A 23,049-nucleotide genomic window follows, 5' to 3' on the forward strand; every position below is an offset into this window, starting at 1 on the left:
TAAATGGAAACAGTTTACAAGCAGTGAATATTAGTCTGTACTAGAGATTCTACTACTTACTATGGCTTGTAAATTCACGATGAAACGCTTACTCATTGCACTTCCTATTACGCTAGCAGTTTTATTTTCCAATACACTAGCGTTTGCGACAGATTCCTTCGAAATATTCCGTAAACTTGACTCTGAAATTCCACCTGCCAATATTGGCGTTAGTGACGACGGTAGAATCTTTATGAGTACTCATTTGGCATATGGTTCTGATCATAAAATGGTAGAACTGTTAGCTGATGGCAGTTATCAACCCTATCCAAAAATGGATTTTTATCCTGCGCTTAATGGCATATTAGGCACTATCGTCGACAAACATGGCATTTTGTGGTTTTTAGATACGATATGGGGTAAAGACGCCATGGGTAGAGTGATTGGTTGGGATATTAATAAAAACGAACTCTATCGAATTTATTACATTGCTCGCCCAATTGTAAATGATGCGTACATATTAAATGATATGGCGGTAGACAGAGACAATGATGCGATGTACATCACCGAAACGGCAGATGCCACAACATCTGCCTTGCTGGTGTTGGATTTGAAAACGGGCTTAGTCCGCCGTGTACTAAATGGATCATTTGCGACGGTGCCGGAGGATAAAGATCTAATTATTGATGGCAAAATAGTGAATATGCAAGGTAAGCCTGCCCGTGTTGGCGTTAATCCTATTACCATTGACGTAAATAACGAGTGGGTATATTTTTCCCCAATGAGTGGTCAAACATTGTATCGAGTTAAAACTAGCGATTTGATTAATCAATCGTTGTCTGATGAAGCACTGACAAAGCGCGTAGAGGCTTATGCTGATAAGCCCATGGGCGATGGGATTACCATTGATGCAGCAAACAATGTATATGTATCTGATCTAACAAACAACGCGATTGGCGTGATCACGCCTGATCGTAAATATAAAATTTTACATCAAGACGCGCAAAAGTTAAGTTGGGTAGAAGGCTTTTCTACTGCGGGTGACGTAGGTATTTTGGCAACGTCTAACAAACTACATCGTTCACCTGCGTTTAATAACGATAAGCCCACCCCCGACGACTTTTATATCCTAAAGTTTAAGCCTTTAGGTGAGGCTGTTATCGGAAGGTAGGCATTGCAACGATAGATAAGGTAGGCGTTGGTAAACAAGGCCTACCTTTTGCAACTGATACCTTTTCATATTTAGCTCATTGCTGCTTTCATTCAACTGAATCATAGCCATGGTTTGGTCAACATTTAATTAAAGATATTTCTTCTTACTCATTGATTTTGACTATGAGTGTATAGAATATTCGCGATTCATGACTATTCTGGCATCTGCATTGCTTACTCTTGATTGTCGATAAAATCGACAATTAATTGACTAGTTTCTAATACACAACATTGAGGATTTACCATGCCAGAAGTTACAACGCCTGCTCATAAAGATGGTGATTTTTTTGTAGATTACGAAGAAAAGTTGTTTGAAGATGTACAAGCTAAGGACGGTGAAAAAGCGCTCGTTACATTCCATACGGTCGCATTTGAAGGATCTATTGGTTTTGTAAATATGTTACAAGCCACCAGACTACAACGCAAAGGGTACGAAACATCGATTTTATTGTATGGTCCTGGCGTTACACTTGGCCTTCAACGAGGCTATCCCACTATAGGTGCAGAAGCCTTCCCCGGGCATCAAAACTTTACCAATCAACTCAAAAAGTTTATGAGCGAAGGCGGCAAGGTATATAGTTGTAGATTTGCGCTGCAAGCCCTTTATGGTCATGGAGAGCCAGCGTTAATTGAAGGTATTATTCCGGTTAACCCACTAGATGTATTGGACCTAAAACTATTGCATCAACGAGAGAATGCGTTCGTTATCGATACTTGGACCGTGTAGCTAAGGGGCGACTAAAATGTCTCATTCCAGAGTCGTTAGAGTCGCAGCCGCTCAGTTATCTCCAGATTTGCAGTCAGCGGCTGGTAGCCTCGACAAAGTAATTGGTGCGATAGAAGATGCATCCCGTAAAGGGGCTGAGCTTATTGTCTTTCCTGAGACATTTGTCCCTTACTACCCATATTTTTCGTTTGTTTGTCCGCCTGTAAAAAGCGGTAAAGAACACCTTCGTTTGTACGAAAATGCCGTTAAGGTCCCTGGGCCAGAAGTGAAACGCGTTGGTCTATGTGCAAAAAGGTGCGAGATGGTCGTTGTATTAGGCATCAATGAGCGCGACCACGGGTCAATATACAATACCCAGCTAATATTTGACGCAACTGGCGATTTAGTCCTTAAACGCCGAAAAATCACGCCCACTTTTCATGAACGAATGATTTGGGGGCAGGGTGACGCATCAGGTTTAAAAGTAGCTGAGACTGTTGTAGGGAAAGTCGGTGCGCTTGCTTGCTGGGAGCATTACAACCCGCTCGCGAGGTATGCTCTAATGACCCAGCATGAAGAAATACACTGTAGCCAGTTTCCTGGTTCGATGGTAGGCCCTATTTTTTCTGATCAAATAGATGTCACCATTCGACATCATGCCTTAGAGTCTGGTTGTTTTGTGGTTAACTCAACTGGCTGGCTAAGTGAGCAGCAAATAGAGTCAATTACTGAAGACATAAGCTTACAATCGGCACTTAAAGATGGTTGTTTAACAGCGATTATTTCTCCAGAAGGAAAGCACCTTGTCGAGCCAATAAGTGCAGGCGAGGGAGTGTTGGTCACAGATTTGGATATGACGCTCATTACTAAGCGAAAGCGAATGATGGATTCAGTTGGACACTACGCTCGTCCTGAACTACTAAGTCTACTCATTAATGAAGAAAAATACGAAAACAATCATCAAATAGCCACACATAATCATCAATCTGCAGGCCTTAAATTTACTAAGGAAACACCGGATGAGTCATAGTCAACAGATGCAGCAACTAATAACGGATATTCAGTCAAAAGGCGTGCGCTTGTCCTCGACAGAGCAAGAGCACGTGAGTAGAAAAGGCGGTGCAGGTCCAAGTGATCATCAAGCTATCGTGATTGATGGTTCGACGGTAATGGTGCCTGTGCACACGCAATCAGCAAACTATTCACCATATACATTAGCTGATAATGAAGTAGGGGAAGTCACGCTTAAAAATGAAGGGATTCCTATTGTTGACGTTACGTTTGCAAGAGACCCGAAGTTTTATCAGCTAAAAACCAGCGACGGTATACCGTATTCGCACATCGCCACACTGCACAGCACTGATGTATTGGCAACGACTGTGTTGCAAACCTGTATAAGGTATGGCGGCATGAACAAAACATGCAAATTTTGTTCGATTGAACAGTCGCTTGCGGCTGGCAGAACGATTGCCTACAAACGGCCTTCACAGCTTGCAGAGGTTGCTAAAGCCGCGGTAGAACTTGATGGCGTAAAACACATGGTTATGACGACAGGCACACCATCAACGCCTGACAGAGGGGCTAAAGTGCTAACTGAGAGCGTGTCTGCTGTAAAAGCAGCAGTCGATTTACCAATACAAGTACAATGCGAACCACCAAACGATCATCACTGGTTTCAATTGCTTAAGGAAGCCGGCGCAGATGCCCTTGGTATGCACATCGAAGTAGTCTCGCCACGATTGCGTAAATCGATGATGCCTAGCAAATCTCAAATTACACTCGATGAATACATGAAAGCGTTTAAGGCGGCAGTGCCAATATTTGGCTGGGGGCAGGTTAGTACCTATATTCTTGCTGGTTTGGGGGATACCGTAGACGACATTTTAGCGGTATGTGACGAATTGATTGCGATAGGGGTATATCCCTTTGTTGTGCCTTTTGTACCAATTCGCGGCACGCCTTTGGAAGACCATCCCGCGCCTAGCTCTGAGCTAATGGTCGCCATTTTACGTCCGCTTGGAGCGAAATTGGCTGCGGCGAATATGTCATCTGCACAAGTCAAAGCTGGCTGTGCGAAGTGCGGTGCATGCTCTTCGCTGCAAAAGTATGAAAATACGAACGCCAAGCAACTAAATTAACGTTTTGGTAATAGGAACGATATGCTAATGAAGAAACGCCAACATGAGTTTTTCTCTGATTTTACCATTAAATGGGCGACATCAAATTGGGAAATTAGTGAGGCGCATACCTTGCGTCGCCAAATTTTTTGCGCGGAACAAGGTATTTTCGAGCAAGATGACCGAGATGATGTCGATGCTTATGCACAGGTATTGGTTGCGATTGCTAATTTTGGTGGGTGGCATGAACGGATTGTCGGCACGGTAAGAATTCACGATGAAGGCGACAATGTTTGGTGGGGATCGCGACTTGCTGTTGATCCATCGTTTCGCACCCAAGTAGGGCTGGGTGCTCAGTTGATTAAGCTAGCAGTATCAAGCGCTCATGCTTTGGGGTGTAAAATGTTTTTAGCGCAAGTGCAGAAACAAAATGAACGTTTGTTTCAACGCTTGCATTGGCACAGCGAATACGAGCTGAATGTAAAGCGACATCCCCACGTCATGATGAAGGCGGACTTATCAGCATACCCGCCGTGTTATCGACCAACCAGCGGTTTTGTGGTGAGCAACCGCCATAAGCGCGCAACGAATGAATACGTTGCGCCATTCTTAACCCTATGCACGCAGGGTTCGAAAAATGCAGCTTAAACAATTGCTCGATGATTTGCGTGAGTACGCAGGGATTCAACACAAGAAGGACATTAGTGTTGTCAATGGCTTGGTCCGTGAGGCATACAAGCACTCTGACCATCCGAATGGCGATGATACTGCGGCGATAAAAACAGATACTGGTTATGACTTATTGGCAACTGAAGGGTTTTTGAGTGCCTTTGTTCATCAAGACCCTTGGTTTGCCGGATGGTGCAGTGTAATGGTAAATGTTAGCGACGTGGCGGCGATGGGCGGCCGTCCAACCGCAATTGTGAATACGATTTGGGCGCTTAATAGCCCACAAACGCATAAAATATATGAAGGAATGGTCGCTGCATCTCAAGCGTTTCAAGTGCCTATTGTCGGAGGGCACACAAATTTTCAAACGAATCAAACATACTTGAGTGCTTCCATACTGGGTAAAGCCGCGACATTAATGAGTAGTTTTGCTGCGAAACCAAATGATGTGTTAGTCGCAGCGATTGATTTAAGAGGTGCATTTAGACCACCCTTTTTAAATTGGAACGCTGCGACAAAAGCGCCACCAGCTAGACTAAGAGCTGATATAGCGCTATTGCCTTACATTGCAGACAACAAGCTTGCACATGCCGCAAAAGACATTAGTCAAGCAGGTATTTTGGGCACCTGTGTGATGCTACTGGAAAGTTCTGGCGTTGGCGCTGAAATTTCTCTTGATAAAATACCCAAACCGCCTGATGTCACTTGGCATGACTGGTTAAGGACATTTCCTAGCTATGGCTATATTTTTGCAATGTCAAAAGATAATGCTAAGCGATTAATATCTACTTTTACTGCGCGTGGAATATCGGCTGAAGAAATTGGTGATGTCACCAGATGTCCAGAGGTGATGGTTAATTCGATGAGAGAACGTTATCTGTTTTGGAACACTGCTGATGAATCGCTGACCGGCATGACCGATACAAGCAATAAGAAACAAGAAACTACCGAGGTAGGCACAAAAGCAGCGTCTGAGTTTGGCTGCATATCATGAATATTAAGGCATCAAATCCGATATTTATTATTAGCTAGCGTGATAAGGGCGGTATTAAGTCGATTATGAATACTACAACACAAGGCGAGATTATTCCTGAGAACAAGTGTTTCCCCGTCATTGTTATAGGGGCGGGTCAAGCGGGCTTGTCAATTAGTTATTTCTTGAAAAAAGCAAATGTTGAGCATCTAATCTTAGAAAAAGCGCATAGCCTAAATGCTTGGAAAACTAAGCGCTGGGATTCGTTTTGTTTAGTTACTCCCAATTGGCAATGCCGATTACCTGGCCATTATTATGACGGTGATGACCCACATGGGTTTATGGTCAAAGATGAAATCATTGCGTATTTGAATGCCTTTGAAAAAAAAGTAAATCCTCCTGTGTTAGCCAATACGACAGTCACAAAAGTGAGCACGCCTGTTTCGTCACGCTATACCGTACAGACGGACAAGGGGAGCTTCTTCGCCAAGCAAGTTGTCATTGCGGTAGGAGGTTATCACGACGCGGTTATCCCTGACCTCGCGAAGCGCATACCGAAATCTGTATGCCAATTGCATTCAGAAGAATACAAAAACGCTGAGCAACTTCCATCAGGCAGTGTTTTGGTGGTTGGCTCTGGTCAATCCGGGGCGCAGATTGCCGAAGATCTTCATTTGGCTGGTCGCAAAGTATTTTTGGCCACCGGAGACGCCCCGCGTTGCGCACGCTTTTATCGCGGGCGTGATGTGGTTGATTGGTTAGCCGATATGAAATATTACGACATGCCTGTTGATCAGCACCCGCTTAGGGAAGGTGTCAGAGACAATACCAATCATTATCTAACGGGACGGGGCGGCGGGCGAGATATCGACTTAAGGCAGTTTGCTCAGTCTGGTATGGAGCTGTTTGGTTTTATGGATGATTTCGTTGACGGAAAATTGACGTTCTTACCAAACTTAGCAGAGAATCTAGCGCGGGCTGACAACGTGTATAACAACATTAATCAGCGTATTGATGAGTATATTGAGTGTCATAAAATTGACGCGCCGACACAGGTGAAATATGCACCTGTGTGGGAACCCGAGGGTGAAAGAACAAGCGTTGATTTAGCTGAATCTGGCATCTCAACTATTTTATGGTGTATTGGATATAAGCCGAATTTCAGTTGGTTAGACGTACCAGTATTTAATAACATTGGTATGCCAGAGCATGTGCGGGGTATCACCCAGCAAAAAGGACTTTTTTTTATTGGTTTACCTTGGTTGCACACATGGGGGTCTGCGCGTTTCTCTGGCATAGAGCAGGATGCAGAACATGTTGTCGCTCAAATCATCGACAATATGTATTAAACCATATCGTCGATATACCGAATACTAATTGCTTTAAAGCTAGTGTCATTCTAGTCGATACTATAGTCATTATTGTGTTTTATCAGTGAGTGATGAAACCTCAGTACTCTTGGACGTTCTTATCGGATAAAGTCGTTCAAAAAGCATTAATTGAAGAGATTAAAAAGGCCATTATGTTCACATTTAGTAAATCATCGATGTTATTTGGTGTATTAAACAATTTGACATCTCCAGCATTTGTAAACTGTTTAGGGTCCGGTAACAAGAAGGGCCTGGCTTTCGCTAATAAGGCATTGGTTAAAAAGTTAGGCTATGACTCGAGTAAAGACTTAGTGGGTAAACCCTTGTACTTTATTTTAAATGAAGAGCAAGCTGGGGGGCGCTCTCGCGATGACATGATGAGCGAGGGAAAAGAAATACTGTCGAAGCATAAATACTGGCGCGGCGGATTGACATATCGATGTAAGAATGGCTCGACGTTTACGACTTCTGCAATAGTAACGATGTCGTCACACAACTCTACGCCTTATACTATAAGTATTTTGGAAAATGCAGAATTGCTAGAACAATTTACGGGTGACTTTGAAGAAAAAATAGGTGCGTGTACTGTTCAAATTGAAAAAACAGTGGATGAAATGAAACTGTCCAGCCAAGAACTACTAGAAGAAATGAATTCCGTGGTATTAGATGCAGATAATACGTCTTCCGTTACCAAAGCAAATGCTAGCGTTGCAGAACAAGTGACTAGTCAGGCGCAAATGCTATTAGAAAATACCAGTGACATATCTAAAAAAATGCAGTCTGCAACAGAAATTACCTCTCGCGGCGTCAGTCAGGCTTCTCACTCTGATACCTTGATTACTGAAATGTCTAATGCGGCCGGAAAAATTGGTGAAGTAATTGACTTAATCAAGTCAATAGCGGATCAAACGAACTTACTTGCTTTAAACGCCGCAATAGAAGCTGCTAGGGCTGGGGATGCTGGACGAGGGTTTGCCGTTGTCGCAAATGAAGTTAAAAACTTAGCCTCTCAAACGTCAGAAGCGACAGGGAACATCGGTCAACAAATTAACTTGGTAACAAATACTATTGAAGAAACTATCGGTGGGTTGCAGACAACATCTGAAGTATTAATGCAAATAAACGATATATCAAAAGACGTTGAGAATGCGATGAAACAACAGTCGCTGTCTGCCCAAGAGATGTCAGGCAAGTTAAGTTCGTTATCTAACGAAGCGGCTGAAGCCGAAAGTAGCGCAACTAGTATTAAAACTAAAAGTAGCAATGCTCAAAATAAAGCGGCGAACATTGGGACTCAAGTAAACACAATGGCCGATATGTCTGAGCATCTTCACGACCAAGTGAAATATTTTGTTGATCAACTGCAGCAACGCGGCTGATTCAGTTGCGATAAATATCGCTAGTTACGTTGCACCGTCGTCAACGACATGAACTTGTGTTCCATTGGTGCCAAATTAAATGAATTGTCTTGAACATTACCGGTATACAGATTTTTAGCGACAGTGTTTAAAGAAGAGTTTCTATGGTCTATGGTAACGTTTGCCGGCATTTTTCCATAGTTAGTAATCATCATAACGTGGCTACCATCCTCTCTCTGAGCTAAGCGCCATGCTACTGTTTTTACCTGTTGTTGACTGCTTTGTTTAACGGTTATTATGGGCAGGTTATTCGTTTTTTCAGCATGATGTATGACTAATGAATGCATCTCATCCAATGATTCGAATTGAACGAATTTTTGCAAAACATCTGCTGACATCGGTGGGAAACTTCTACCATATTCGTCTTTTAACAGGCTATTTTTGTGTATTAAGGCAATTCCGCCTCGATTTACATAATCCAAAATGGCTTGTCTTTCCGACTGCGTAACTTGCGTGCTATCGTTAATCACTAGCATCGCCCAGTCATCAATCTTCCTATTTAGTATCGTTTCCGTTGCAAACCCAAGTGCAATACCGTCAAAGTGTAGCTTTTCATATGTGGCTTGAATGTCATCCATATATTTGTTTTGAGCCAATGCGCTTGTTTCAGAATAAAAAATCCGAATAGGTTTAGCTTGTCTTTGTAGGCGGACTATATCCTCTCCGTGGGCATTTAGGTCAATGTATGTGCGCGCAATATCATGCAATAAGAAGGGTTGTTGCGTGGCAGATACGATATGTGACGAAGAGTATTCGCCTCGCTTCATCGTTGAGCCATCTTCATTTCTTCCCCATACCCATGTGTTTACGCCAGACAAACCATGCGTTGCAGCTAGCCAGTATATAGTTTTCACGTAGTCTCTACGCACATTTTTCGGTAAAAAACCTGTTGTCATTATGAAGTGATTTTCTGAATCCCAAAGTAACTGTTTTGGGTGAAGTGATGTAAAAAAATCAAAAGAGATGACAGGTTCAAACCAATCGAAACTGTAATGCTCTTCGAAATGCATGGTTTTCCATCCATGCTCATACTGAGAACTCGCGTCAAAGCCAATAATATCGCCCTGAGCAAGCAGCGCTTCAAAATCTAAACCATGGTCACGCATGTTTGAAAGCCATGTATGTGGCATTAATTTAATATGTGTTTTTGCGCTTTCATCACGGCGTTTAACTGCATCATTTAAAAAGGCAAACCAGTCAGTCACACGCACCTGGTTAAACTTAGTCCAATCAAACCAGCTTGGGCTCCCTTTAAGATCGACAGAAATCGGAATGCTTAAGTCTATTTCGTCAAATGACGCGTAATTTTTGTTCCACAGGGCGTTAAGTTGTCCAATATTTTCATGCCTAGCTGACAACCAATGTTTAAATTTTTCCATTGTATAGTCTGATACAGGCCCGGTATTCCATGTGTTTTCTTGCGTATGAAACGTTGGTTCATTAAACAGCATATACCCAAGTTCACTCATTCTTTGATTTTTCACATGTGGTATTAAGCCGTCAAACATTTCTTTGTAAATAAACCTAGCATTAGGGTTATCTATATCAAACTTATGGAACCGACGGCTACCAAGATCAAAATTTTCATATGTATCTGTAGCCCACTGTGGAATTGCAGTGTGTGATACAAACACTTGACCAATTCTTTGCTCATTTTGTTGTTTCTTAATTGACTTGATTTTGCTTTGATCGACACCACCATTTTTACCCGTAACATGTGCCGGTGCAAAAAATTGGCTATTAAGATTGCCAAAGTATTTATTCGTATCTGGGTCGCTAGGTTTCCATACATAGGTTGAAACAAAAACAGGCTTACCCTCTTGTACAAATTGTCCGTTGTCAATGGTTACTTTACTTGTATCTGTTAACAGTGTTGGTTTTCGTTTGATCTGGCCATTCAATACTTGCGAAAGTTCTGCTATTGCTTCTGATATCAGCGTTTTGACAGATTGCCGTTCGAATATTGGCAAGGCTTTGGCATGTACCAAAGGATCCTTCTTATATTCATGGTGAGCGGCATAGAATTGGGCGTTAGTTTTAACGTTAGCTTCATCCCAAGCGATCCATTTATCGAATATCTTTGATGTTTGCAATACAAGTAATTCTCGCTCCACGTCATGGCCTAAAGACTTGGCTTGATTTACCAGTGATTTAAGTTGCGCAACTTGTTCGTCTATTGGTGCTGCAGCGTCAGTTTTTTCTGAAGCAAAAGAAAGCATGTTCATACAAATAATGGTAGTTAATAGACAAGTTACTTGTTTAATGTTCACGGCATATCCTCTTTTTCATGCGCTGTGTTGCTATAAGCCTTTTAAATGAAGGCTTGGCTACAGCTGTAAAATAACAGTAATCAATATCTATGTAAACGTTTAGATTTTTATTGATAGATTATATTCATCATGTTACAAATAAGTGAAATTAATGTGTTTCATGTGGCAATTAAATGCTAGGCGCATATATAAGGCAAATTAGTTTAAGGAACACATGTATATTTCAACAAAGGTAGAAAAATGTTTAGAAAAAGGTTGATGGGTCGTATAACACCGGCAAGGCTGTGTCTGGGTGTGTTGGTCGCTGCGTGTATTAGCGGTTGTGGCGTAAGCGTTACGCAGGCAAATAATGGCGTTGCGAATGAAGGAAATTTAAAACAAACATCGACAGTAAAGCGACAGTCAATAAATGTGCTTGACCGCGGTATTACAGCTAATGATAGATCTGACAGTACATATAAAATAATTGAGATCATTGAAGAAGCTAAAAAGAAGGGCGTGACAAAAATTATTTTTCCGAAGGGGCGCTATGATTTTTATCCGACTCGCGCGCAAGAACATTATTTGTTTATCAGTAATAACGATGAAGGGTTAAAGCGAGTAGGTTTTCCGATTGAAGGTCTCGACCAATTAGAAATCGATGGTCAAGGTTCACAGTTTATCTTCCACGGGTTTATGAATCCTTTTTTGGTGAGAGACGCAAAAGGGATCACTTTTAAAAATTTTTCAATCGACTTTGAACGACCATTTCACCAAGAGGCGGAAATATTAGCGGTGGATGATGGCAGCATGGACTTGGCGTTTGGCGAAGAATTTCCATACGAAATTACGCCTGCAGGTATTCTTCAATTTGTTGGCATTCGTGAAATTCCACCGGGATATCCTATTTTTGAGCGTTTAGAAAGACGTAAAGATGTAGAAAAGAAGTATGGTTATCAGAGCCTACTCGAATTTGACAAGGAAAAACGTGAAACCGCCTATATGGTGTATGACCTATGGATAGGCAATGCGGTAAAGGCTGAACACCTGCCTGGTGAGCGACGGGTTAGAATTTTTCATCCAAAGCTTAGTGGGACGGTCGGTAACATAATGACATTTGCCCCCAGTAGAAGAGATTACGTTGGCTTTACACTTACTGGCAGCGAAGATGTGATCTTCGACAATATTACAATACATCACGCAGGCGGCATGGGTATCTTAGGCGAGAATTGTCACAATGTAACTGTGAAGAATAGCGCAGTAACACCATCTAAATCAAGGTACATAAGTACAACGGCAGATGCAACGCACTTTGTGAATTGCTCTGGTGAAATCAATTTGGTGAACAATTTATTTGAGAATCAAAAAGACGATGCTACCAATATTCATGGTATTTATGCCATGGTAGACACCATTCTTGATGACAAAACAATTGATGTGAGGGTTCAGCATCCGCATCAGTATGGTTTCGAATTTATTGATAAAGGCGATTTGCTAGAACTAGTGCAGGGGCCAAGTATGATTACATACGGTGCTAATAAAGTTGCGGAAGTAGAGCGTTTGAGTAAAGAGATCACGCGCGTAAAATTTGTCGATACACTTGATAAACGTTTTCAGGTAGGGGACTCAGTCGCGGAAGTGAGAGACTATCCAGATGTTTTAATCAAAGGGAATATCATTAGAAGAAATCGCGCACGAGGTATGTTATTAAATTGTCGAGGGAAAACATTGGTTGAAGACAATTATTTTCATTCTCCAGGCGCAGCGATTCTATTTGAGGGGGATGCAAATTTTTGGTTTGAGCAGGGAGGTGTCAGTGACGCAGTAATTCGAAACAACGTATTCGACAACTCCGTTTTTGGGGTATGGGGTAATTCAGTTTTAGATGTGGCAGCTGGCATAAGTGACGAGTACCAAGATAAAGCAAGATATAACAAAAATATACTTGTTGAAGGCAATACGTTTAATGTTTACGACAAAGGGTTATTGTTAGATTTGTTTTCTGTGGACGGTTTGATATTTCGCAATAATAAGATTGTTAAAACGCAAGCTTATCCGGAAAGACAGATAGAAAAAGAGTTTTTTAATATTGAACACTCAGACAACATAAACATTGAAGATAATAATGAGTTTATTGGCTTCGAATAAGGCCGGTTAACATTTACCATTTCCAACCGTGTAATGGCGTCCCATTTTTATTTGCTATATGGGTCGTCATTACATTTTCATTAAAGACTTTTCTATCATCTCATGCTAACTGCACTGTAAAACATATCTGCGCGTTTAGGTTGAAATGTAAACCTTTACTTGTCTAGGGTGTTTTATACCTTGTTGGTATCAGTTTTAATCATAAAAATTAAAATATTTTTGAAAATAACTCACTTTTCTTTCACGAATTAACGCATTAATTCCAATTAATTTACAAATAATTAATAAAAATGCTTTATCTTTAAAATGTAAACGTGTACATTTTAAGGCTAAAGTAACAAGACGTTTCTGATGGCTATATGCTTTCAGTATTCATATTTCTGGGGAGATCTTAAATGGCGTCCAAATTCAAGATAAGCGCATTGACGCTTGCAGTATTAGCTTCAATGAATGCATTTGCTGCTGATGATGTTGCACAAGAAGATAATCAATCGACAGTAGAAGAAGATACCGTTGAGGTTATCAGCGTTAAAGGGTTTAAAGGCAGCTTGTTAAAAGCGATTAACCGTAAACGTTTTGCTGATGGCGTGGTCGATTCAATACATGCAGAAGACATTGGTAAATCAACGGATCAGAATATTGGTGATGCTTTATCACGAATCACTGGTGTTACTGTGCAAGAAGAAGATGGTGAAGGTACCAGAATTTCCGTGCGTGGCGCACAAGCCGATATGAATCAGGTGTCGCTAAATGGCGTAGCCTTAACGAGTGGTTTAAATGGAAATGGTGCGGATCCAGGTTTTGGACAAAGTGTTGATTTAAGTCAGTTTTCCTCGGATATCTTGTCGTCCATCGATGTAATTAAAACGCCGTCAGCAGATCATGATGAAGGTTCGTTGGGCGCTAATGTTATTTTACGTACAGTAAAACCGCTTCAACTTAGTGAACGGCGTGCATCTGTGACACTCCAGGGGCGTTACAACGACTATTCCGATGATGTAAACGGAAAAGTAAGCTTTTCAGTGTCAGACAAATTTTTTGACGACACTTTTGGCGCGATTTTGACATTTGCTGATGAAACCCAAAATACTAGAAGTGACTCATTCTTTTCTGGTTGGAATGAGTTCTTAGCTAATGTCGAATCTGGTCGCGCACGTCACTTGTCAAATGGTGAAGTCATTACAGAAGATATGCGCGCCTTCCATCGAGGGTTCAATAGCTTCGGACTAAATCTAAATGAAAGAAATCGTCGTACCGTTAATTTAGGGCTGCAATACGCACCGACATCTGAATTAGATATTCAACTCGATTTGAGTCGAGCAGAGCAAGATTTAGTATTTGATAGTCATTCGATGAGCGTAAATACAAGCCTTACTCGTGGTGATTCCAATAATGCTGCAGAACACCCTCAAGAAGATTGGTGGACGGTAGATACCGCAACAAGAGTACTAGTAAAAAATACAAACTTTAATACAAAAGGTGGCCTGAATAGAAGTATTGGTGGAAAAGATGTCTCGACCGACGCTGCGACGCTAAAGATAAACTATCAAGCAACAGACGAACTCAGTGTCGAGTTGACTGCTGGAATGTCAAGAACAAAAGATGACAGTAAACGCAACTTAAGTGCATCTACAGCGACATGGAACACATTGGCTGGTGAGCCAAATCTTCTAGAAGGGCAGGCGATTGAGCCCGTTGGCATTGATTGTTCTACTGGACCTTGTAGTTTTGTATTTAACAGTGGCAGTGCGCTTATTGAACCAGGTATTGAGGGGCAAAGAGGGACTTACTATCACACTAGCATGTTCATGCCTTTTGATTTGGCATCACAACATCTTGGCGGGTTAAATCAGCATCAAAATAATAATACTGATACAAATAAGTCGGTCTTTTTAGATTTTGACTACGATTTAGACTTGGGACCTATAACAACGCTCGAATTTGGGGCAAAGTACTCTGAAAGAGTGAAAGACGTCTTTATTGACAAAGCTAGCCTGAGTGATATTTCAGTACCAGCGTTTAATGAAGATGGCCAACAAGTCGTAAATTTACTGTCTCCTCAATTTATAGGTGCTTCTGAGTTTATTAGTCCCAACGCTTTTCCGGTCAATAATTTTATGCATGGCGTCGCTGCAGATGGATTTGGCCTAGAAGAAGGGTGGAGTTTTATTGACCCTGAAAAGGCGTTAAGTATTGCATTTCAAGAACCGAATGTACGCTTAATTCCCAATCCTGCGGGTACTAAGAAAATAGAACAAGATAATCACTCTCTATACGGAAAGGTGAATTTTGAATTGATGGATGGCAGATTACGCGGCGATTTTGGTTTACGTTATGTCAAAACAAAAATGGCAGTGCAAGGCTATACATCAGTAAATTTCGATAAGAATGCTAATCACTTGACGCCTTATGACATCGTTTATCGCAAGGGCTTAGCTAACGAAAGCTTACCGGTTTGTGACTATTCGCAATTGGACGGAAGTGTCGATGACTTAGTTGGCGGTTGTTACGAACCTAGAATTACGCATATTTGGGGAGCAAAAGCGAATGGTCCGACGGACACAATTCCCGTCCCCGGTGCTGATGGTACTGTCTCCGCAGAAGAGTTAGAGCGCACGCGTTTTTACCAAATGTTGGATGTGGTTTATGGCGCAGATGGCAACGTACAGCAAATTTTGCAAAACGATTCATTTCGTGATCACCCTGAATTTGAGTTATTTAGTGGACCTAGATATCCATGGCGTGTTCGCTACTGGGTAGACAATACTACGGATTCTGTAGAAGTAGCGGGTTCAAATAAATTTACCGGTGAGAATGTTGCTAGTAACTGGCTACGTAATTTTTCAGTTGAAGACGGGAGTGAAAGCTCAGTATTGCTGCCAAGTCTAAATCTAAATTATCAGCTAAATGACGAAATCATTACGCGCTTTGCCGTATCACGCACAATGACACGACCAAATTTTAATGATATTTCACCCGATTCAAAAATTGTCGAATCCATTTGGGCAGACAGGGGGTGGGGGAGTGTTGGAAACCCTCAATTGAAACCGCTTAAGTCGGATAACCTAGATCTATCTTTTGAATGGTATTTTGATGATACCGGCTTAGCTGCATTTACGCTGTATAGAAAAGACATGAAAGACTTTATTCAGCAAGTAAATGAAGTGTATTACTGGGCAGATATTCGTCAGCAATATGATTTAGAAACTATTTCTTTAGAAGACCTGTTGATTATTCCAGATGGTCAAACGCCGGCAGACGGATGTATGCCAGTGCGTCAAACTCAATGGCGTTTAGCGCTAGAATGGCAGTTTGGTTGTGACGAATTAAGACTTGGCACCAAACGTAATGGCGCATCAACGACAACACAAGGATTTGAAGTTAACTATGTAGATACATACGATAGCTTACCTGGCGCATGGTCAGGTTTGGGGTTAAGTATGAACTATACGTTTGCAGATTCTGAAAGTGATCCTGAAGCGTCAGAATTGACCGGTGAACTGCTCGATACATTCCCTATGCGATATACGCCTCGCCATTCAGCTAATACAGCCATATTTTGGGAATATGAAGGAATATCACTTCGTTTAGCGCATCGCTATAACGGTATCCAATACACAGGACCCTCTGGTCAATATAGACGTTGGCAGGACGCGACAAACCGTCTTGACTTTAGTGCGTCATACAAGGTAAGTCAAAATGTTAGCCTTTCATTCCAAGCGTTGAACTTGACAGATGACGTCAATCGTCAGTTTGTCACCGCTGATCGCATCAAAGATGGGTTCGTTCAAAATGCAGAAGGTAACTTCCTTGATGATACTGGTGAAGTGATTGGTATCACAGGTGATGACGGCGTTTTTATGCCATCAACGATTGATAATGTTGACACTTCACGATTAGTAGACAACTTGTTTTCTGAAGGTGACCCAATGCGAGACGGCAATGTTGATACTAGTAAAACTACTAGTTTGTCGAAAAGTGGGCGTCAATATCGTTTCAGTGTACGCGTAGATTTTTAACATTGATTAATAAGCAATTGAATGATCAACAACGAGTTACAATGGAGAAGTGCTAAAAGCATTTCTCCGAAAAACGGAGAAGTAAGATGAATACAAACTTACTAAAAAAATTATTTCTTGCTACAGCTGTAGCAACAGCACTCGCTGGATGTGGCGGTGCGGATGAAGGTTTTCAAACAGGTTTGACAGGCACTGCCGCGGTTAGTTGGGATGGCCCAAGAAACATTGAATTAGACGAAGTATCGGGTACACACCGTTTGAGTTTACTTGACGGTGCTAATCTTCAAGGGACTGAGTCCGTGATTATTAGAAGCTTAATTATTCTTGGTGATAACCCTCCACCGCCGTTAGGTATTACTTTCAATGGTACAGATGTGACAGTAAATACCGATGAATTTTTGCACGTTGTGGAATTCGGTAACGCTATTACATATGAATATGAGTACATCATTGAAAACGGAAAAGGTGCGCCACGAAATGAAGATGGCACAGAACAAAGACGGAAGTTGAATATTACGCTGAATGGTGTCTCTCATCCCGTTGAAAGTTTTACATTGAGTGAGCAATCGATGGAAATTCCGCCCACGAACGAGGTCGAATTTGAAGTGTCTGGTGTGTTCGAACCATTTTTTTCGACAAATCAAGCGATTGATTGGACACTTGATGGTGAAACGCTCGAGACGGGCGTAACGATTGGTAATGAATTTGCTAGCTTTACTGTGTTGGAATCTGGTTCGATAAAAATTGTCGGTATTACAGAAGGGATGACCGAATTAGTTGGTGTGCCTCAAGATGACCCAACGAAAGCGGTAACTCTGCCGATTGAAGTAACAAATAACTTCACGTCTTCATATGCAGTATCTTTACATCATGGCGTAGTAGAAGACTCTATTGGTAAAACGCTGACATTAGCTGATTGTAGCGCTCATATGCTATCTGCAGTAAATGCACCGGCTGAGCGTAACTTTGCGGATACTATTACTTGGTCATCTACATCGGAAAAGATTTCAATCATGCCGATGGAAGGCCTAACTGAGGATGGTTCACCGGTATCTGGTGCAAAAGCAATGATATCCATCGCTGATGGTCAGGCAGGTGCAGAAGTTGTTCAAGTGACTGCAAATAGCGAATCGGGTAAGCAAAAAACGATCAGCGTGAAAATTGCTGAAAACGTCATGTGTGATGGTCTACTTAATAGTGACTTTTCTGATACGCTCAAAGGTTGGTATTGGAAAAATAAGGACGGTTTAACGTCTGAGATTCTGCCGAATGTGGGTATTGAGGGCGATGCCCTACACATAACTGGTGATGGCAGTGCATCTCACTTTTTACAAGGTATTCAGTGGGATGCAGCGTCCGAGCCTAATCTTACGATACGTCCACTAGGGACTGGGACGGGACAAATTGGATTTTCTGGCTGGGTGAAAAATCTTGGTGGTAGCGCCACAAAATTTAGTTTAGAGCTTTCTATTTGGACGGGGAGTTGGGCGACGTTTGACAACCCATCCCTTGATGTTGAAGTGTCAGATGAGTGGCAGTTTGTATCGGGCACCTTTGACGCGCCATTGTGGGGCGACGATACGTCAATGCGCTTCATTTATCGTATTCCTCAGTCAGATCCTGCTGTCGCAAGCGACTTGTTGATTGACAATGTGGCATTGTACAAAGTACAGACCTTTTAATGTCAGTATCGCTTCATTAATGTGCTATGCAAAGCCTGTCAGTATGTTACTGACAGGCTTTTTTATAGTTCTCGTTAACCGTTTGATCGAATATGTATACTTCACTTCTCAGCGGCTCAAACTTTTTAGTTCGTATGCTACTAGCCTAGCCAAAACGTTCTCCTCGTGAACAGCTACCAACGCGATAAAGGGTTCACTTGAACCTGCAAACGATTGATAAACAACTGGCTCAAATTGCGAAGAGCGAGCACTAGTCAGCTGTTTAGAGTCAGTTGGGAACTTGTTAAGTGCTGTTGCTACTGCTTTAAGATTATCATTTCTTTTGCTACAAGTGCGGCTGAAGGCAAAAACATTGTTGATACAATACGTTTATCTGCGATCACAGCATATTTGTCTTTTAGGGTTTTCTTATTTTGAGCGATAGCCCCATGCTTATTAAGCTGACTTTCAATAAGAAAAGGCAGTAGTGTACCTTGCTTTGCCCATGGCTTAGATATTTCAGTGGAGTTAGGAAATCCGGCTATTTTTTTACCTTTCACCAAAAACTCCCCGTTAGATAATGTCACGTTTGCGATTCCTGCTGAGCCATGACCACCAACTCCTATGATGCCTTCTGACTCATAGATACGACGAATAATGGAATGGATTTTTTTGTTATCTGCAACATCAAACATTACACCGTAGCCACCACCAATGAATATGCCCCAATAGTCCTTAGGATCGATTTGAGAAGGCGAGAATGAACTGTTCGCTTTTTCTAAGAAACCCTCATGTTTGATGGTATAACTACTTATGCCTAGAGGGTCCATCATAAACTTAACTTCCCCACCTTTTGGTGATACAAAGTCAACGTCAAAACCATGACTAACAAAAATGTGATAAGGAGGTGCAAATTCCCACAAATTATTTCTGGCATCATGCTTTTCAGGATCTCCCATATCTACCATATTAGATGCGACGATCAGTACTTTCTTTGTAGGCTCCGCAATAGCATTTGTGGCAAGCAAGACAGCAGTTAACAAAATAGTGGTTAAGAATTTCATTATTTTCCTTTATAAAAAACTAAAATCACTCTTTAGACGAGACAAATGACGAAAAGGTTTAAATGCTGAGGTACTTAACTTGTTAAATAAACGACAACTATACGTGGGAGATAATCGTGTAGCGTTGCTGTAGTTTTCCTGTAGTGGGTAACAATCATATTATATAACGTTCTGTGGATGACGTTTTCATCCCAAGATCACGTATTTGTTTTTTCAATTTTTCCAATATATTACGCAAACCTTTAACACGCAAGCGAGTCAAGCCGCGCCGCATTTTTGCATCATAGCTTGATTCGCTAGACTATTGCTTAGTGCACGGATAGCTGGAGACCAGTATTAAGTCTACCCACTTGTCGGCATCGATGGACTTATCGAATCGATATTGAATGCTGCCGTCATTGGTTGTTGAACCACCGTGCCCAGTTAACTCCAATATCGCATGTTGCCTTTTGGTGGGGTCGTGAGATATATAAGCGGAATAAAGTATAGAAGGTTGCCCAAGTAGGTCATCAGGCCATGCTTCATTAGTATCTGCAGGAATATTTATTTCCGCGTAAATCACATAGTCTTCATGTGTGTTTTCTTTTAGGTAGTTTTCTAAGCTGAACTGGTGATTCTTAGTTGCCCCAGTAAATTGATCGACTTTCCCATCGCTGTCAATACCAGAAATTAAGGTGTATTTATTGCGCCAGACCGGTAAAACTAGATGCCTAGCGGTTTGTTGCCCATGCCATTCGGGTGAGTCTGAGTAGGCTAATGATGGCGACACGTATAAACTCTCTATCAGGGATCCTGACGTTGATTCTGCCCATACGGCAAAGGCTAGTTTATTTTTAACCATTGGGTGAAAAGCTGCCGTTAACGTCAGTGCGAGGTTTTCGGAGCCTGCGCCGCAGGTTTCATTGGTTTTGATAAGCGAGAATGTTGTTTTCTCAAACGCTGAGTAAACGCTCGACGAAGACCTAACAATCTCGTTGAAGCGTTTATGTTCATAACTATTTGATACAAGCCAATGAATTGGTTGAAGGTTATAGTAGCTGCTAATAACTAAGAACAGTGAGAATACGGCACTTAGCGCTATAAACAGCCTAGTTTTCTTTATATTTTTAAACAGAGCAAACGTAAAAAATGTGTATCGCTGTGCAATATGTATGGAAAAAAATATAATTGCTGCACAAGCAAAGGCGATGTGTACTCTTGCGGTAAGCAGTGAAAATGGGAAGAAGAATGCAAGCACGCCCGTTACTACAAGCGCTAATACAATAAAAATTAAGCTGAAATTTACAAATGTCCGATTCAAAATAGGGTATGCCTTCTTATTTTTAGGGTAGGGTAGCGCCAAAAGGAAAAGGCTGCACTAACAGCCTTTTAAGTTACATAACGTGATTGTACAAGCAGAGCAAAACGTACCCCAATGGGGAAGTTTAGGCTGATGTAGCACGAGAGACCTTACCATTGGCACTCCCTTCTTCTGTATAGCCTATCAATTTCCGCAATTCATCGATGTGCGCTTTCGCCACTGTCCGTGGATTTGTTTTATGTTTTTTGCATAAAGCAGCTGCAAATCCAGTAGCGATTCCCATTTGACCGCAGGTGTTCATCACACGGGGCCCTGCCAGCCCTATGTGTGTACAACTGAAATTTCTACCCGCCATCATTAAGTTGTCTATGTCTTTTGAGTAAAAGCACCTAAATGGTATGTAGTACATTCCAACATTCATAAACAAGGCTTCAGAACGATAATCTGCATGATGCCCATGGTGCTTGAGTTGATAATGTGAATCTAATACACGCGTTTCTTCGACCACAATGTCTGGGAAATCAGGCTTGTCTACGGCATCTCGCATTGAGTATATGTGGTCGCCCATTATTCTGCGAGACTCTCTTCTGCCGCCAATGAAAGCAACAAATTTTAGTTGATACATCTTATTTTTAGGACGCTTTTTGGCATTATAAAAATTTCCATAAACCGCTCTAAACATATGATCTCTTATGCTTTCAGCATTTTCGATTTGATGTAAATTATCATGTGAAAACTCCCAATCCCAATCGCCTTTTAATGCGGCATCTTTGGTAGCAACTGGCATGGCCCATGGCACTTTTGGAAAGTCTGTCGGGTAACGTCCAATATCACTGTTCCATAGGATGCTGGTGCCCATTATGCGATTATCAGGTTCAGATGGGCTCCATAATTCTCCATGCTTTTCCCATACTTCGTTAAATTCACTTGATGCTTCTCGTCCATAACGATATTCGGCGCCTGCCCAATATGCCAACCAGGCATCGCCACTGCAGTCAATAAATTGCGGCGATTTGAAGCGGCGAATAATACCAGTGCGCGTATTCCTTGCGTCCACACTAATGATGCGTTTACCTTCCTTTTCAAGCCCAATACAAGAAAAGTTAGGGAAGAGATGTACTTTACTATTAGCCATCGTCTTTTCCCGCTTTTCCTGGTCGAACTTGGCATGTTCGTGACCATTTGGCCAGTGTTCTGTATCTAGCGTACGCAGTAGCGCTTCACCTTTACCATGTATTCCTTCGGTATGCACCCGTATTTCGTCGCTAGCATTGCCACCAAATTTTGGCCTGTCTTGTATCAATGCCACTTTTAAACCTTGAGCGCTGGCTGTCAAAGCACTAGCGCATCCAGCAATGCCGCCACCAACGATAACTAAATCGAAATCATCTTCTTGAATACTCAATTTACTCCGGCCAGACAGTTTATCTTTCCAATGGTATAAATCGTTTGAAGATACAGGTAAATTTGGTGTGGGCGAACGGGAAAAATAAATTGCATCAAAGCGTCCTTCAAAGCCTGTTAGGTCCTCAACTTCGATGTTTATATTGCCGGCTTTGTGCTCAAAAGAACCTGCTTGTTGCCATGCCCATCCCGGTTTTGTACCAAGCACGTTGGGCATTGTCTTGCCGTTGATATGTAATTTAAATTGACCTGGCGACGGCCAATCTCCGGGGCACCAATCTCTTGTTCGAACGAATATATGCCATGTACCTGTTGTATTTAGCTTGATATTGGTTTTAGCATTTTTAACAGGAACACCCATACCATGCGCTAAAAGATGATTGCCGCCCATTTGTTGATAAAATTGTGTATCAAGCAACCATCCACCGAAATCATTAAAGTGACAGGCTTCAACTAATACGCCTTTATCATCAAAACCTTGCGCCCCAAAACCGTATGTAGGAGCAATGGCGGTAACGACCGCTGTCCCACCTACCATACGTAAAAATGTTCTTCTATCCACTTTACTTCCTCAATCTTTAATATTGCATTAGTCACTGAATACCACTCAATATTACGTAACTATTAAATGAATGTAAACGATAACACTCGTTTGGTTTTTCAATACGATAACGAGTAATAATTCTTTATTATGTTAATTTATTGTATACATTTTTAATTTTTATATCTTGGTTTTAAGAAATTTTTGTTAGGTGTTGAA

The 23,049-nt window shown here is 41.6% G+C and carries 15 protein-coding genes; 11 read left to right on the forward strand and 4 right to left on the reverse strand.

What is annotated here, in order from left to right:
• Positions 1 to 79 precede the first annotated feature (79 nt).
• The 8 genes from QQK00_RS03625 (at position 80) to QQK00_RS03660 (ending at position 8,405) form a co-directional block, all read left to right on the forward strand.
• Entirely contained in the window at positions 80 to 1,150 is a 1,071-nt protein-coding gene (locus QQK00_RS03625) for an L-dopachrome tautomerase-related protein (RefSeq protein ID WP_284216111.1), read from the forward strand.
• Between the two features lie 285 nt (positions 1,151 to 1,435).
• Positions 1,436 to 1,918, forward strand: coding sequence for an MSMEG_0572/Sll0783 family nitrogen starvation response protein (locus QQK00_RS03630; RefSeq protein WP_284216112.1), 483 nt, complete (start codon positions 1,436 to 1,438; stop codon positions 1,916 to 1,918).
• A gap of 16 nt (positions 1,919 to 1,934) precedes the next feature.
• On the forward strand, positions 1,935 to 2,927 hold the full coding sequence (locus tag QQK00_RS03635; RefSeq protein ID WP_284216113.1) for a Nit6803 family nitrilase: 993 nt from the start codon (positions 1,935 to 1,937) through the stop codon (positions 2,925 to 2,927).
• Positions 2,917 to 4,035, forward strand: coding sequence for an MSMEG_0568 family radical SAM protein (locus QQK00_RS03640; RefSeq protein WP_284216114.1), 1,119 nt, complete (start codon positions 2,917 to 2,919; stop codon positions 4,033 to 4,035). The genes QQK00_RS03635 and QQK00_RS03640 overlap by 11 nt, the downstream gene beginning before the upstream one ends.
• Before the next feature lie 27 nt (positions 4,036 to 4,062).
• Complete coding sequence (locus tag QQK00_RS03645; protein WP_284216115.1) at positions 4,063 to 4,662, forward strand: MSMEG_0567/Sll0786 family nitrogen starvation N-acetyltransferase; 600 nt, start codon at positions 4,063 to 4,065, stop codon at positions 4,660 to 4,662.
• Positions 4,652 to 5,677: a sll0787 family AIR synthase-like protein gene (locus QQK00_RS03650; protein WP_284216116.1), complete on the forward strand. Its 1,026-nt coding sequence runs from the start codon at positions 4,652 to 4,654 to the stop codon at positions 5,675 to 5,677. Before QQK00_RS03645 ends, QQK00_RS03650 begins: the two co-directional genes overlap by 11 nt.
• Before the next feature lie 65 nt (positions 5,678 to 5,742).
• The gene (locus QQK00_RS03655) at positions 5,743 to 7,005 is read left to right on the forward strand and encodes an MSMEG_0569 family flavin-dependent oxidoreductase (protein ID WP_284216117.1); all 1,263 of its coding nucleotides are present in this window, start codon (positions 5,743 to 5,745) and stop codon (positions 7,003 to 7,005) included.
• Positions 7,006 to 7,097: 92 nt separating this feature from the next.
• The gene (locus QQK00_RS03660; RefSeq protein ID WP_284216118.1) at positions 7,098 to 8,405 is read left to right on the forward strand and encodes a methyl-accepting chemotaxis protein; all 1,308 of its coding nucleotides are present in this window, start codon (positions 7,098 to 7,100) and stop codon (positions 8,403 to 8,405) included.
• Positions 8,406 to 8,425: 20 nt separating this feature from the next.
• Here QQK00_RS03660 and QQK00_RS03665 read toward each other — a convergent pair whose 3' ends face one another.
• Complete coding sequence (locus QQK00_RS03665; RefSeq protein WP_284216119.1) at positions 8,426 to 10,714, reverse strand: beta-galactosidase; 2,289 nt, start codon at positions 10,712 to 10,714, stop codon at positions 8,426 to 8,428.
• Between the two features lie 240 nt (positions 10,715 to 10,954).
• Here QQK00_RS03665 and QQK00_RS03670 point away from each other — a divergent pair, with 240 nt between their 5' ends.
• The 3 genes from QQK00_RS03670 to QQK00_RS03680 all read left to right on the forward strand — a co-directional run bounded on the left by QQK00_RS03670 (position 10,955) and on the right by QQK00_RS03680 (position 18,542).
• Positions 10,955 to 12,841 (forward strand): right-handed parallel beta-helix repeat-containing protein, encoded by a 1,887-nt coding sequence (locus tag QQK00_RS03670; RefSeq protein ID WP_284216120.1) that lies wholly within the window; start codon positions 10,955 to 10,957, stop codon positions 12,839 to 12,841.
• Positions 12,842 to 13,236: 395 nt separating this feature from the next.
• A complete protein-coding gene (locus QQK00_RS03675) occupies positions 13,237 to 16,860 on the forward strand; it encodes a TonB-dependent receptor (protein WP_284216121.1) in 3,624 nt (1,207 codons plus the stop codon).
• An 86-nt stretch (positions 16,861 to 16,946) separates the two neighbouring features.
• Positions 16,947 to 18,542 carry a hypothetical protein gene (locus tag QQK00_RS03680; protein WP_284216122.1) on the forward strand — a complete coding sequence of 532 codons (1,596 nt, stop codon included), beginning with the start codon at positions 16,947 to 16,949 and terminating at the stop codon, positions 18,540 to 18,542.
• A gap of 296 nt (positions 18,543 to 18,838) precedes the next feature.
• Here QQK00_RS03680 and QQK00_RS03685 read toward each other — a convergent pair whose 3' ends face one another.
• From QQK00_RS03685 to QQK00_RS03695, 3 genes are all read right to left on the reverse strand, one after another.
• Positions 18,839 to 19,585, reverse strand: coding sequence for a type 1 glutamine amidotransferase domain-containing protein (locus QQK00_RS03685; RefSeq protein ID WP_284216123.1), 747 nt, complete (start codon positions 19,583 to 19,585; stop codon positions 18,839 to 18,841).
• A gap of 301 nt (positions 19,586 to 19,886) precedes the next feature.
• Complete coding sequence (locus QQK00_RS03690) at positions 19,887 to 20,885, reverse strand: hypothetical protein (protein ID WP_284216124.1); 999 nt, start codon at positions 20,883 to 20,885, stop codon at positions 19,887 to 19,889.
• Positions 20,886 to 21,009: 124 nt separating this feature from the next.
• Positions 21,010 to 22,851 (reverse strand): FAD-dependent oxidoreductase, encoded by a 1,842-nt coding sequence (locus QQK00_RS03695; RefSeq protein WP_284216125.1) that lies wholly within the window; start codon positions 22,849 to 22,851, stop codon positions 21,010 to 21,012.
• Between the last annotated feature and the right edge of the window lie 198 nt (positions 22,852 to 23,049).

The organism is Agaribacter marinus, assembly GCF_030160655.1.
Taxonomy (GTDB): domain Bacteria; phylum Pseudomonadota; class Gammaproteobacteria; order Enterobacterales; family Alteromonadaceae; genus Glaciecola; species Glaciecola marina.

What these genes read in the sequence shown, in the direction of transcription:
- QQK00_RS03675 (WP_284216121.1), top strand. Translation starts at nt 13,237, where the DNA reads ATGGCGTCCAAATTCAAGATAAGCGCATTGACGCTTGCAGTATTAGCT.
- QQK00_RS03650 (WP_284216116.1), top strand. Translation starts at nt 4,652, where the DNA reads ATGCAGCTTAAACAATTGCTCGATGATTTGCGTGAGTACGCAGGGATT.
- QQK00_RS03680 (WP_284216122.1), top strand. Translation starts at nt 16,947, where the DNA reads ATGAATACAAACTTACTAAAAAAATTATTTCTTGCTACAGCTGTAGCA.
- QQK00_RS03655 (WP_284216117.1), top strand. Translation starts at nt 5,743, where the DNA reads ATGAATACTACAACACAAGGCGAGATTATTCCTGAGAACAAGTGTTTC.
- QQK00_RS03685 (WP_284216123.1), bottom strand. Translation starts at nt 19,585, where the DNA reads ATGAAATTCTTAACCACTATTTTGTTAACTGCTGTCTTGCTTGCCACA.
- QQK00_RS03625 (WP_284216111.1), top strand. Translation starts at nt 80, where the DNA reads ATGAAACGCTTACTCATTGCACTTCCTATTACGCTAGCAGTTTTATTT.
- QQK00_RS03640 (WP_284216114.1), top strand. Translation starts at nt 2,917, where the DNA reads ATGAGTCATAGTCAACAGATGCAGCAACTAATAACGGATATTCAGTCA.
- QQK00_RS03630 (WP_284216112.1), top strand. Translation starts at nt 1,436, where the DNA reads ATGCCAGAAGTTACAACGCCTGCTCATAAAGATGGTGATTTTTTTGTA.
- QQK00_RS03635 (WP_284216113.1), top strand. Translation starts at nt 1,935, where the DNA reads ATGTCTCATTCCAGAGTCGTTAGAGTCGCAGCCGCTCAGTTATCTCCA.
- QQK00_RS03670 (WP_284216120.1), top strand. Translation starts at nt 10,955, where the DNA reads ATGTTTAGAAAAAGGTTGATGGGTCGTATAACACCGGCAAGGCTGTGT.
- QQK00_RS03645 (WP_284216115.1), top strand. Translation starts at nt 4,063, where the DNA reads ATGAAGAAACGCCAACATGAGTTTTTCTCTGATTTTACCATTAAATGG.
- QQK00_RS03660 (WP_284216118.1), top strand. Translation starts at nt 7,098, where the DNA reads ATGAAACCTCAGTACTCTTGGACGTTCTTATCGGATAAAGTCGTTCAA.